This is a genomic window from Jatrophihabitans sp., from assembly GCF_046262535.1.
Classification (GTDB): domain Bacteria; phylum Actinomycetota; class Actinomycetes; order Mycobacteriales; family Jatrophihabitantaceae; genus Jatrophihabitans.
Map to the genome: position 1 here is coordinate 1 of NZ_JBHEMO010000108.1, position 10,781 is coordinate 10,781.

At 70.0% G+C, this 10,781-nt stretch carries 15 protein-coding genes and 1 pseudogene; 6 read left to right on the top strand and 10 right to left on the bottom strand.

The features are described 5' to 3' along the window. The 3 genes and pseudogenes from ABR571_RS14625 to ABR571_RS14635 form a co-directional block, all read right to left on the bottom strand. A pseudogene (locus ABR571_RS14625) lies at positions 1–228 on the bottom strand (hydrogenase expression protein HypE); the annotation flags it as partial. Between the two features lie 103 nt (positions 229–331). After that, positions 332–1,183 carry a hydrogenase nickel incorporation protein HypB gene (gene hypB, locus ABR571_RS14630; protein ID WP_409453938.1) on the bottom strand — a complete coding sequence of 284 codons (852 nt, stop codon included), beginning with the start codon at positions 1,181–1,183 and terminating at the stop codon, positions 332–334. Position 1,184: 1 nt separating this feature from the next. Further along, entirely contained in the window at positions 1,185–1,514 is a 330-nt protein-coding gene (locus ABR571_RS14635; protein ID WP_409453939.1) for a hydrogenase maturation nickel metallochaperone HypA, read from the bottom strand. Positions 1,515–1,640: 126 nt separating this feature from the next. Here ABR571_RS14635 and ABR571_RS14640 point away from each other — a divergent pair, with 126 nt between their 5' ends. Both ABR571_RS14640 and ABR571_RS14645 read left to right on the top strand, forming a co-directional pair. After that, on the top strand, positions 1,641–1,892 hold the full coding sequence (locus tag ABR571_RS14640; protein WP_409453940.1) for a HypC/HybG/HupF family hydrogenase formation chaperone: 252 nt from the start codon (positions 1,641–1,643) through the stop codon (positions 1,890–1,892). Further along, positions 1,889–2,710 carry a DUF6390 family protein gene (locus ABR571_RS14645; protein ID WP_409453941.1) on the top strand — a complete coding sequence of 274 codons (822 nt, stop codon included), beginning with the start codon at positions 1,889–1,891 and terminating at the stop codon, positions 2,708–2,710. The genes ABR571_RS14640 and ABR571_RS14645 overlap by 4 nt, the downstream gene beginning before the upstream one ends. Here the strand turns inward: ABR571_RS14645 and ABR571_RS14650 are convergent. The 5 genes from ABR571_RS14650 to ABR571_RS14670 all read right to left on the bottom strand — a co-directional run bounded on the left by ABR571_RS14650 (position 2,680) and on the right by ABR571_RS14670 (position 7,342). Further along, on the bottom strand, positions 2,680–3,780 hold the full coding sequence (locus ABR571_RS14650; RefSeq protein ID WP_409453942.1) for an ABC transporter ATP-binding protein: 1,101 nt from the start codon (positions 3,778–3,780) through the stop codon (positions 2,680–2,682). The genes ABR571_RS14645 and ABR571_RS14650 overlap by 31 nt on opposite strands. A 38-nt stretch (positions 3,781–3,818) precedes the next feature. Then, positions 3,819–5,519 (bottom strand): ABC transporter permease, encoded by a 1,701-nt coding sequence (locus ABR571_RS14655; RefSeq protein ID WP_409453943.1) that lies wholly within the window; start codon positions 5,517–5,519, stop codon positions 3,819–3,821. After that, positions 5,520–6,512, bottom strand: coding sequence for an extracellular solute-binding protein (locus ABR571_RS14660; RefSeq protein ID WP_409453944.1), 993 nt, complete (start codon positions 6,510–6,512; stop codon positions 5,520–5,522). Positions 6,513–6,533: 21 nt separating this feature from the next. After that, on the bottom strand, positions 6,534–6,968 hold the full coding sequence (locus tag ABR571_RS14665) for a hypothetical protein (RefSeq protein ID WP_409453945.1): 435 nt from the start codon (positions 6,966–6,968) through the stop codon (positions 6,534–6,536). A gap of 92 nt (positions 6,969–7,060) precedes the next feature. Then, positions 7,061–7,342 (bottom strand): muconolactone Delta-isomerase family protein, encoded by a 282-nt coding sequence (locus ABR571_RS14670; RefSeq protein WP_409453946.1) that lies wholly within the window; start codon positions 7,340–7,342, stop codon positions 7,061–7,063. A 113-nt stretch (positions 7,343–7,455) separates the two neighbouring features. On the opposite strand from ABR571_RS14670, the gene ABR571_RS14675 reads away from it, so the two are divergent. Then, positions 7,456–7,848, top strand: a complete 393-nt coding sequence (locus tag ABR571_RS14675) for an ATP-binding protein (RefSeq protein WP_409453947.1) — start codon at positions 7,456–7,458, stop codon at positions 7,846–7,848. Positions 7,849–7,858: 10 nt separating this feature from the next. Here ABR571_RS14675 and ABR571_RS14680 read toward each other — a convergent pair whose 3' ends face one another. Beyond that, entirely contained in the window at positions 7,859–8,455 is a 597-nt protein-coding gene (locus tag ABR571_RS14680; RefSeq protein WP_409453948.1) for a TetR/AcrR family transcriptional regulator, read from the bottom strand. 2 nt (positions 8,456–8,457) lie between these two features. Continuing rightward, positions 8,458–9,018, bottom strand: coding sequence for an N-acetyltransferase family protein (locus ABR571_RS14685; protein ID WP_409453949.1), 561 nt, complete (start codon positions 9,016–9,018; stop codon positions 8,458–8,460). A gap of 54 nt (positions 9,019–9,072) precedes the next feature. Here ABR571_RS14685 and ABR571_RS14690 point away from each other — a divergent pair, with 54 nt between their 5' ends. The 3 genes from ABR571_RS14690 to ABR571_RS14700 form a co-directional block, all read left to right on the top strand. Continuing rightward, positions 9,073–9,972, top strand: a complete 900-nt coding sequence (locus ABR571_RS14690; protein ID WP_409453951.1) for an NAD(P)-dependent oxidoreductase — start codon at positions 9,073–9,075, stop codon at positions 9,970–9,972. Between the two features lie 102 nt (positions 9,973–10,074). Then, positions 10,075–10,632, top strand: a complete 558-nt coding sequence (locus ABR571_RS14695; protein ID WP_409453952.1) for an LLM class flavin-dependent oxidoreductase — start codon at positions 10,075–10,077, stop codon at positions 10,630–10,632. Beyond that, positions 10,596–10,781 (top strand): hypothetical protein (locus ABR571_RS14700; protein ID WP_409453950.1); only part of this gene is annotated, 186 nt, incomplete at its 3' end. The genes ABR571_RS14695 and ABR571_RS14700, both read left to right, overlap by 37 nt.

Below are 10,781 nucleotides of genomic sequence, written 5' to 3' on the forward strand. Positions count from 1 at the left end.
CTCGAGGAAGTCGTCGGCGCCCCCGTTGGGGCCGCACTCGAAGTCGATCAGCGGCCAGTGGACCGCGATCTGCGGTAGTCCGGGCAGCGAGCCGAGCGCGATCTCCTCGATGCTCGGCTGGGTGGCCGCGGTGAGGGCGACGGAGTCGCCGTCACAACTGAGTCCCGCATTGATCCACAACACATGGATGAGCGTCTGCTCGGCCTTGATTGCTTCTTCGGTCTGCATGTGACCACCTCCGGACCGGCTGGTTCAAGTCCCTCGGTCTCGCAAGTCGGCTAGTCCGATCTGTGAGGCATGTCACTCGGTTTACGGGACGGGTCGCAGCTTGTCAAGAACTGCCGCCGACCCCCGACGAAGAGCTCGGTGCGTTCGTCAGCCACTCGTACCACCGGTCCAGGCCGTCGCCCTTCGTGGCCGAAACCGGGAACACCCGCAGCCGCGGATTCACCAGCCGTGCGTTGGCCGCGCAGCGGTCGACGTCGAACTCGACGTAGTCGAGCAGATCTGTCTTGTTGACGACGACGACGTCGGCCGCGGCGAACATGTGCGGGTACTTCAGCGGCTTGTCATCGCCCTCAGTGACCGAGATGACGACGACGCGAGCGCCCTCACCGAGGTCGAACAAGGCGGGACAGACGAGGTTTCCGACGTTCTCGATGAACAGCAACGAGCCCGGCCCCGGGGCCAGCTGGTGAAGTCCCCGGGCGAGCATGTCGGCGTCGAGATGGCAGCCGGAGCCGGTGTTGATCTGCACCACGGGGCAGCCGGTCGCGCGGATGCGATCGGCGTCCAGGGTCGTTTCCTGATCGCCTTCGATCACGGACACCTCCCGACGCCCGGACAGGTCGCCGATCGTCCGCTCCAACAGGGTGGTCTTCCCGGAACCGGGCGAGCTCATGAGATTCACCGACGTGATGCGCTGATTGGCCAGCCAGGCGCGATTGCGGTTCGCGAGCTCGTCGTTCTTGGCCAGCACTGCCTGCTCGATCGCGATCGTGCGCGACGACTCCGCGCTCGTCTCGTCGCGCTGCGCGGCCCGCGGGTGCGCGTGGTCGTGCGGGTGGTCGTGCGGGTGCGCATGGTCGTGCGGGTGATCGGGGTCGTGCCGGTGCCCCGCTGTTTCGCCGACGTTGAGCACCCGTACTCCGGCCGGGTCGCCGCAGCCACACGTAGCGCACATCTCAAGCCACCTCCACCGACGTGAGGGCGAGTTGCTGCCCGTCCTCGACGCTGACGTCCGCGCTGCCGCACGGGCACAACAGGATCAGCTCCCGCAGCTCGAACCGCTGCCCGCAACCCCGGCAGCTGGCCCGCCCGACCGGTTCGTGGATGTCGAGGCGCGCCCCTTGCAGCGGGGTTCCGTCGGCGATGAGCTCGAAGCAGAATCGCACCGAGTCCGGCACGACTCCGGAGAGGCGACCGATCGTTAGGCGGACAACCTTGACCCGTGCACCCTGCGTCCGTTCGACGACGGTGTCTATGACGCTCTGCGTGATCGAGAGCTCGTGCATGGCCTCATCCCTGTCTCCGCGACCGTAAGCGGGAGACCGGGAGTCGCACAATGTTTCGCTTGCCATCCGGGCCACGTACGGAGGTACGGTGAGGCTCCTGAGGTACAGGTTCGGACGAGGTGCACCATGTGCTTGGGCATTCCGGGCCGGATCGTCAGCATCGATCCCGGTAGCACGGTGGCACGTGTGGATGTCGCCGGCGTCGTGCGCGAGATCGACCTCGCGCTGCTCGACGACACGTTCGTGCCCGGCGATGTCATCCTCACGCACAGCGGCTTTGCGGTGGAGCGGATGTCGCCCGAGGACGCCGCCGATGCACTCGCCGTCTTCGCCGAGAAGCCGCAGGTTGTTCCTGAGGCGGGAGAATCGGCGGGATGACGACGACCTGGCAGCCACCCGGTTCGCCGGCCGGCGACGTCCGCGCCGGTGCGGTTCCCGGTGCGATCACGTTCGTTCGCTACGCCTTCCCGCCGAACTATCACGGGGCGTGCGGGCCGCCCGACTCGCAGGGCCTGTTCCAGTACGGCGCCAGCGCGGTCGTCGACGACGGTCTGCGCGACCTGGCCCGGCAGTTCGCCGGCGCGTGGCCCTACCTGGAGCTGATCGCCGGGGCGAGCGGCATCGGCGACCCGCTCGACCAGCGGGTGGTGGAGGCCTACTGGGTGGGCAACCGCCTGCTCGAGCAGGTCGGCCCGCATCCGCTGGGCGACAACATGGACAACCGCTTCCGCCTCCACACCGGGCGGCAGTTCGCCAACGTCCGTGAAGCCGTTGCGGCCGGTGGCGTGCCGCACCACAGCTACCACGTCTTCTGCATCTACCCGTGGGTCGGGCTGCTCGGCAACGACCGCCGCTACGAGCAGGCGCTGATGGTGCTCGACCGGTGCCGGGTGCGCTGGGGCCAGGTGCATCAGGTCCGGGCCGACCAGTTGGTGGTGCAGTCGCAGCCGTTGCTCTACGAGGGGGGGCGGCTGGTGTTGGGGGCGCCGCAGCTCGAAACGGTCGAGCGGACGCTCGGCGGCGTCGGGCTCGTTCCGGAATTCGCGGTCGGTGACTGGGTGTCGATGCATTGGGAGTGGGTCTGCGACCGGCTCACCCCGCGCCAGCTCGCGGCGCTGCGCCACTACACCCGGTTGCATCTCGACGTCGTGAACGACCGGCTCGATCACCCCGGTGCGTTGACAGCGCTCGGCTGAACCGGCGCCGGCACCGGCTCACTCGTCGGACGCGGACCCGGCTCGCCGGGCAGCACCCAGGCGCGGTGCATTCCCCAGGTGACAGCGGCACCGACGCCGTACTGCGGCGGACCGGGCAGCTGCACATGGACCGCGCCGCCGGTGCCGGTCAGCTCGTAGTCGGTGTGCGGGCCACGGAACGCCCGGCCGGCCACCAGGCCGGAGAACGGACCACCTAGGTGGACCCAGTCCGGGCGGAGCAGCACGCGGGCAATCCGCGCGCCGCCGCCGTGCACGCCCGCAGCCGGAACCACCGCAACGCCGCCGGCCAGCTCTACCGACATCCGGTCCCCGGGCAGCGCGGCAACCTGCGCGGTCACCACGCTGCAAGGACCGGTCAGCGCCGCGGTTTCGGCCGATACCGGCTCGGCGTAGACGCGCTCCGGAGCGTCGATCTGGACGATCCGCCCGGCCACGACGAGCGCGACCCGGTCGGCCAGCGCCAGCGCCTCGCCCGCGTCGTGCGTCGCGTACACAGCCGCGGCGCCCGTGGCCGCCTGTCGGTCGCGCACGCTCGCCTGGAACGCGCCGCGCAGGTGCGTGTCCAAGTGGGCAGTCGGCTCGTCGAGCAGGAACACCCGCGGGCGGCGCGCGAGCGCGCGGGCCAGGCCGACCCGCTGCTGCTGGCCGCCGGACAGCTCGGCCGGACGGCGGTGAGCGAGCGAGCCGATGTCGAGGTGGTCCAGCAACTCCTGCGCGAGCGCCTCGGCCTCGCGCCGTCGCATCCTCGCCCGAAGCAAGGGATAGGCGACCGTGGCCAGCGCATCCAGATGTGGCCAAAGGGCGAAGTCCTGGAAAACCAGACCGACCTCGCGCTTCTCGGGGGGCGCGCAACGGGAGGCCGTGGCCACCAGTCGGTCGCGCAGCCAGATCTCCCCGGCCGAGGGCTGCAGCAGTCCGGCGATCGCATGCAGCAGCGTCGACTTACCCGAACCCGACGGCCCGAGCAGCGTGACCACCTCACCGGGGGCGACCGAGAGATTCGCGGTGGTCAGCGCTTCGGCCTCCCCGTAGCGCACGTCGACCGCCACACAACGCACCGCCCAATCCGGTGCCTTCGACAGCTTTGTCATGACGGGGCCGCCGCGGCTGGGGTCGGTAACCCGCTGGATCGGCGGACCGGCAATGTCCGGCGCTGCGTGGCCAGGCGCATGAGCAACCACGCCGGAACGACCGCGGCGATGAGTCCGGCGCTCAGAAGGACAGACAGGGCGGCCGTCGTCGACGTGTCACCGAGCTCCTGACTGTTCAGGACGGCAACCGAGAACGTCTCGGTGCCGGTCGAGTACAACAGGCTCGACATGGTCACCTCGTGCATGGACGCGACGAAGACGAGCACCCAGGCGCCGGCCAACGCCGGCCCGAGCGCCGGCAGCCACACGGTGCGGGCGGCGGCGAAGGGGCCGGCCCCGCTGGCGCGCGCCGCCTGCCACTCCGCAGGCGGCATCCGATCCGCGGCACCGGAGATCGTCCGGTGTGCGAGCGCCCAGAACTTCGCGAGGTAAGCCAGCATGATCAGCAGCAGCGTGCCGCCCAACCGACGGTCGTAGGCGACCAGCAGGCCGACGGCCAGCGCCGATCCGGGAAGGGCGAACGAGAGCACGGTGAGCGTCCCGAGCAGCCGACCCGTCCCGTGCCGCTCGAGTGCCGTGGCGGTGGCGCCGAGCACGGTGAGGAGGAACGCGGCAACCACGCCGAGCTGCACGCTGTGCCACAGCGCCGCCCGCGTCGGTCCGCTCAGGGCCGTCCGGAAGTTGTCGAGGGTCCAGTTGCCCGGAGTCGGCGCAACGCCGATCGCCCGCGTCACCGACGCCAGCCCCAGCGCCGCCGCCGGCAACACGGCTACGAAACCGGTGTAGGCCAGCAGCAGGACGACGGGAACACCGCCACGGTTCCTCGGGCCGATGCGATCCAGCGAGCCGTTGCCATGTGGGCTGCGTTGCGCGCGCAGGTGCGGCGCCAGCGCCAGATCGGCCGGGATCAGCACGACGGCCGCGACCATTGCCAAGCCGAGCGCGAGCGTCACCGCATCGGTGAAGGAGTTCGGATCGCTGCCGAAGGCGAGATCGGAGTACAGCCGGGTGGTCACCGTCGCGTAACCGGCTGGCGTGCCCAGGACCTGGGGCGCGGCGAAACTCTCCATCGTGGCGACGAAGACGAGGATCGCTTCCCCGGCGAGGACCGGTCGGAGAAGGGGAAGCGTCACCGTCCGCAGCGTCGTCCATTCGCCTGCACCGCCGACGCGGGCGGCTGCCGCCAACTGCGACTGGGCGCGGGTGGCCAACCCGACCGTGGTGATGAGGTAACACAGCGGGGCTGCGTCGGCGATGAGGACGATCGCGACTCCGTGTGGGCCGAGGAGGCCGGCCCAGTGCACGCCGAGCAGGTCGTCGACGAATCCCGCCCGTCCGTACGCCTGCGTCCAGCTGTAGCCGAGGACGAACTGCGGCACGACGAGCGGCAGCAGGACGAGCACGCGCAGGGTCCGCCGCAGCGGCAGGTCGGTGCGGCGAAGCAGCAGCGCCGTCCCGGTTCCGAGGGGCACCGCGACGAGCGGCACCACGATCGTCAGCTCGAACGAGTGGGCCACGGCCGCGCCGAACCCCCGGGCCGCCACTACCCGGCGGACCGACGAAGTGCCGTTGTCGGCGACGGCCCACGCCAGTCGGACGAGGGGCACGATGATGAGCCCGACGGCCGCGCAAGCGGCCGCGGCGAGCAGCGCCCACTGCGCCGGCGGACGCCGGACCGCCGGGACGGCTCGCAACACTCAGCCGCCGAAGATCTTGCTGTACTCCGACAGCACCGATGTGGAGGTCTTGAACAGCGACGGCCAGTCCGGCGAGACCGCGTGGCTGCCGGCGGGAACGCGCGGACCGCCGACTCCGTCGATCGCGACGTAGGTGTTCAGCCCGGCCATCACCCGCTGCCCGGCCCGGCTGGCGGCGAAGTTCGCGAACTTCTCCGCCAGGTCCGGCGTGTGCTTCTTCGTGGTCAACCCGATAGGTGCGTAGATCGCCACCCCGCCCGGCCGCGGCCACACGACCTCGACGGGCGAACCCTTCTTCTGATCGGCGTACGCGGCGTTGGCCAGCGTCACGCCGGCGGTGTAAGTGCCCTGTTCGACACCGGTCAACGTGTCGGCGGGCGCGTTCAGCTGCACCGCGCCGTTGTTCTTGAGCTTTCGGTAGAAGTTGATGCCGTAGCCCTCGGCCGCGGAGAAGTAACCGAGCAGCCCGAGCGCCGACGCGGCGAACGTCGGGCTGGGCAACGCCACCCGGTTGCGGAACCTCGGCCCGGTGAGGTCGGCCCACGTGGAGGGGATCGTGGCGCCGCGATGCACGGCGGCGACCATGTACAACAGATCGATGCCCGTGAAGTGCGGCGTCCGGAACCGGCTCGGGATCTCGCCGGCGTTCGGAGGGCTCCACGCCTTGAGCAGCTTCTGCTGGTCGTAGCCGTGCATGGTGAGCGGGTCGCACGCCCAGATCACGTCCGCCTTGATGCCGCCGGATCGCTGGTCCGCCGCGACCCGCGCGTTCAGCAGGCCGGTCGCCGCGCGGAACACGTTGACCTTCGCACCGGCGTTCTCCTTCTCGAAAGCCTTGATCACCGCTTGCTCGACGTTCTCCGTCGCGCAGGTGTAGAGGGTGATCGATTTGGCCGTCGCGGAGCCGCCGGACTTCGCCCCGCTACTGGCGCACCCGCCGAGTAGCAGAGCGGTCGCGGCAAGGATCCAGCTCGTGCGCCGGGATCGGTTCATGTCCAGGCCTTCCTGCAGTCGTCAGGGGGTGCCGGCGCCGAGGCGCAGGTCGCGCTCCGGTACGTCGGCGCCGATGATCAGCGACGGAGCCGGAGCCTCGGCGGGCGCAGCCGGCCGGGACCCGCCGGCACGCCGGCGACGAGCGACCGGCGGGCGGGCCTTTCGCGGCCGAGCGACCGGTGCGGGATCAGGCTCCCAATGCGCCGGGTCAACCGTCAGCCCGATCAGGTAGGTGACGGTGCACTCCAGCGCGGCCGCGAGCTCCGGCAGTTTCGCGACATCGACGCCGGCGCCGCGTTCCAAGCTGGACAGCGCCCGGTTGCTCGTCTGCACGCCGAGACCGGCCAGCCGGCTCACGACGTCGAGTTGGGTGAGGCGCAGATCGGTCCGCCGTTGCCGCAACCGCTGACTGATCAGCAGTTGGCGAGCCGCCCACGGGCTGCTGTTGAGCTGCATGGCGCCACCTCTACGGAGGCTCCCATCGTGGATCCGTCGCCAGATTCCGTCAATACCGGATTTTCGGACAAGGTCCGCGCTGCAACGTCGTCTCAAGCGGGCGCGGATGCGGACGGTCCCATCTCGGCGAGCGCGGAGATCTCGAAGTGGGCGAAGTTGAAGATCGGGCTGCGGGCGAGCAGCCGCTCGAACTCCTCGTGGGAATCGACCTGGTAGATCCACGCCCCGCCGTGCGCGCCGACGATGTGATACCGGGCGATCAGCTTGCCGGCCGACTCGAGGTCCTCGGCGTACTTCGCCACCTTCGCAACGGCCTGGGCCATCTCGCGCGAGAGCAACGACAACTCCATCCGCCAGATGACCAGGAACTTCATCGCCGCAGGGTAGCGCCCACAAAAAGTGCGGAATTTGCCGGAGCTGCCCGGTTTGACCGCGCGCATTAGTGGGCACCGTCCTAGGGTCAGACAGTGACGATGGGGGCTTCACCGTGAGCGAACGACTTCGACTCAGCCTCCCCCCGAACAAGGACGCACCCGGCATCGCCCGCAGTTTCGTGATCGACCGCGGGTCCGGCCTGCCGCCTGACGTTGTGAACGACGCCGAATTGCTCGTCTCCGAACTCGTCAGCAACGCGGTCCTGCACGGCAGTCCGTCCATCACGCTGTGTGTCGATTTCGATCCCCCGTGCATCGGGGTGGGCGTGCGGGACGAAGGTGACGCCGTTCCCACGACAGCGGTCCATCCGCCGCCTCCGTCCCTGCCCCGAGGCCGTGGCTTGATCATCGTCGACCGGCTGGCGGAGAGCTGGGGCGTGACTCCTAGCGAGCCTCCCCCGGGCAAGACGGTGTGGTTCGAACTCGGCGCCGGCGCGCCTGGCTGACTCACGGACTTCAGGACGCCGGGTCGACCAGCCCGTCCAGCATCGGCCCCAGCTCTCGGGCCACGACCTGCAGCGCGCGCAGATCGTGCTCGGCCCGCGCGATCAGGATCGCGCCCTCGAGCGCGCTCAGCATGAGGGTGGCGGTCGACGCCGCCCTGCGGGCGGGGACGCCCATGTCGCGCAGCGCGTCAGCGATCGGCGCCCGCCAGGCCTGGAACGCGGCGGACGCCGCGGCGCGGGTGGACTCGACGCCGTCGGCGCAGTCCACCGTTGCCGCAGCGACCGGGCACCCGGCCTGGAAGTCGTTCGCGGAGAAGTCGTCCAACCACTGCTGCACCATTGCGGCGAACAGGCGCCCCGGCGACGGGCGACGCATGCCGGCCACGAACCAGGCGATCCGACCGCCGGCGTACCCGCCCGCCCACTCGACCGCCTCGTTGACGAGCTGCTCCTTACCGCCCGGGAAGTAGTGCTGCAGGGAGCCGCGCGGGGCGCCGGCGTGCTCGACGACGTCACGCAGGCCCGTCGCCGCGACGCCGTCGCGACGGATGAGCTGCGCTGCGCTGAAAACGATCCGGTCGCGCGGGCGTCTGCCGGGCGCCGCCATGGTCACCTCCGCAGATGCGCCGCATGCGGCGGCCGTCCATCGACCGCCGCCAGGTTGAACAGTCCGGCCACAGTGTCCGCGGATCGGGTGAGCCTGTGTAGTTCGACCCGCCGGGCGAGCGCCCGCAACAATGCTGACCGGCTGGCCAGAACCTCAGCGGTAAAACGTTGCACGCCGCGTTCGCGCGCTCGCGCGATGAGGACCTCGACCATCGCGGCGCCGAGGTCCCGACGCTGCCAACCGTCGGCCACCAGAACACCCAGCTCGGCATCGCCGTCCGTCTCGAGGTCGGCGGCCAGACTGGCCAGGCCGGCCACATGTAGTCCGTCGCCGTAGCGCACGACCACGGCATCGTGCTGCGCCGGCTGCTCGGCCAGGACGGCCTCCCGGTACGAGCGAGGCAACGACGGCGGGTGGCCGAAGAACCGCCGGTACACGGTCTCGGCCGAGCAGCTGTCAAAGAGCCTGTCCAACGCGGGGCCGTCGTCCGCTCGGGACCGGTCCAGCCCCCAGGCGGTTTCGGGCGCGACGCTGGCCGCCGCCGCGTCTATGACAGTCGTCATAACTCCAGTATTATGACCGTCAGCATAAATCGGCAATTCGTGGGGCGGCTGCGCATGCACGTGGGATTCATCGGCCTGGGCGTGATGGGTCAGCCAATGGCGCTCAATCTCGCGCGAGCCGGCACACCCCTAGTGGTGTGGAACAGGACGCGCTCGCGATGCGATCGGCTACGCGCGGCTGGCGCGCGCGTCGCCGCGAGCCGGCGCGAGGTCTTCGGGTGCGTGGACATCGTCCTGTTGATGCTGGCCGACGAAGGCGCAACGGACTCCGTTCTCGAGCGGGGCACAGCGGGTTTCGGCGACCTCGTCCGGGATCACACCGTCGTCCAGATGGGCACGACATCGCCGGAGTACTCGCGCCGCCTCGCGATCGACGTCCGCGCAGTCGGCGGCGCCTACGTGGAAGCTCCCGTCTCGGGCTCACGGGTACCGGCCGAGACCGGAGAACTCGTCGGCATGCTGGCCGGCGACGAGGCGGCGGTCGAAGCGCTCCGACCGCTGCTGCGGCCGGTATGCCACGAGACGTTCGTCTGCGGGGACTCGCCGCGAGCACTGCTGACGAAACTGGCCGTGAACTTGTTCCTGATCACCATGGTCACCGGCCTGACCGAGGCGTTCCACTTCGCCGATCGGCACGACCTCGACCGCACTCTGTTCCAGGCCGTGCTCAACGCCGGTCCGATGGCGAGCAGTGTCTCGCGGGTCAAGATCGGCAAGCTGGTGGCCGGCGACTTTTCCGTACAGGCCGGGCTGGCCGACGTGCTGATGAACAACCGCCTGATCGCCGAAGCCGCCCGCCGGGCCGGCACCGCGTCTCCTCTGCTGGACGCCTGCCACGCCCTGTTCGCCGAGAGCCTCGCCCTGGGTCACGGCGGGTCTGACATGGTGGCCGTGTTGCACGCGATCGAGGCACGCGACGATCAGGGGGAACCGTCGGCGTTGTCGCTTCCGTAGTTCTTTCGGCAACCGCAACCCGGCGCCGCCCGGGCGCCGTACGGAAGGGGACACCAGTTGGTACCCGGAGCCCAACGTCCGCTCGGTGTCGCCGTGACGCCGATGGGGACCCGGCGCGAGGTCATCGTCCACCTCGCGCAACGCGCAGAGGCTCTTGGCTACAGCTCGTTCAGCGTTGCCGAAGGGTGGGGCCACGATGCGTTCGCGCTTCTCGCCGAGATCGCGGTCCGGACAACCACAGTGCGGATCGGGGTCAATGTCGTCAACGTATGGGGGCTGTTCTGCTCGGCAACCGAGCGCGACGGCGACTTCGACGGGGACGTCCCTGATCCCGAGGTCGTGGCCGAAGCCTGGCGGTCGTGGGAGGTGGAGGTCCGGTTGGCCGAGCAGTTCCTGGCCGACGCGCCAAGCGTCGACATCACCGTCGACGACCCGTCGAATCAGCACGGCAGCGGCGGCGGCGCAATTTCGCTGCGCGAACTGTTGATTGGCATGATTGAGGAGTACGCCCGCCACATGGGGCACGCCGATCTCTTGCGCGAGCGCATCGACGGCCGCATCGGCCAGTCAAGCGCGGTTCGGACGAGCGACGTGGTCGTACCCCCGCGGTTATGCTCGCCCGCGTGTCACGCCTGCCGGTGTTCGACGGTGGCGCGCTGATCAGCGCGCTGGACGACCAACGCGAGCAGCATGAGCTGGGATGGACGGAGCTGGCCGAGGAACTGTGGCAGCAGTCGTCGGAGCTGAACGCGCAGCGCGGCGATCATTCCCTGTGCCCCGGCGCCCTCGTCCGGACCGCCAGGCGCGGC

Excerpts from the sequence above, each read along its gene's own strand:
- hypB (WP_409453938.1), bottom strand. The coding sequence starts at position 1,183 with ATGTGCGCTACGTGTGGCTGCGGCGACCCGGCCGGAGTACGGGTGCTC.
- ABR571_RS14635 (WP_409453939.1), bottom strand. The coding sequence starts at position 1,514 with ATGCACGAGCTCTCGATCACGCAGAGCGTCATAGACACCGTCGTCGAA.
- ABR571_RS14640 (WP_409453940.1), top strand. The coding sequence starts at position 1,641 with ATGTGCTTGGGCATTCCGGGCCGGATCGTCAGCATCGATCCCGGTAGC.
- ABR571_RS14645 (WP_409453941.1), top strand. The coding sequence starts at position 1,889 with ATGACGACGACCTGGCAGCCACCCGGTTCGCCGGCCGGCGACGTCCGC.
- ABR571_RS14660 (WP_409453944.1), bottom strand. The coding sequence starts at position 6,512 with ATGAACCGATCCCGGCGCACGAGCTGGATCCTTGCCGCGACCGCTCTG.
- ABR571_RS14665 (WP_409453945.1), bottom strand. The coding sequence starts at position 6,968 with ATGCAGCTCAACAGCAGCCCGTGGGCGGCTCGCCAACTGCTGATCAGT.
- ABR571_RS14670 (WP_409453946.1), bottom strand. The coding sequence starts at position 7,342 with ATGAAGTTCCTGGTCATCTGGCGGATGGAGTTGTCGTTGCTCTCGCGC.
- ABR571_RS14680 (WP_409453948.1), bottom strand. The coding sequence starts at position 8,455 with ATGGCGGCGCCCGGCAGACGCCCGCGCGACCGGATCGTTTTCAGCGCA.
- ABR571_RS14685 (WP_409453949.1), bottom strand. The coding sequence starts at position 9,018 with ATGACGACTGTCATAGACGCGGCGGCGGCCAGCGTCGCGCCCGAAACC.
- ABR571_RS14690 (WP_409453951.1), top strand. The coding sequence starts at position 9,073 with ATGCACGTGGGATTCATCGGCCTGGGCGTGATGGGTCAGCCAATGGCG.
- ABR571_RS14695 (WP_409453952.1), top strand. The coding sequence starts at position 10,075 with ATGGGGACCCGGCGCGAGGTCATCGTCCACCTCGCGCAACGCGCAGAG.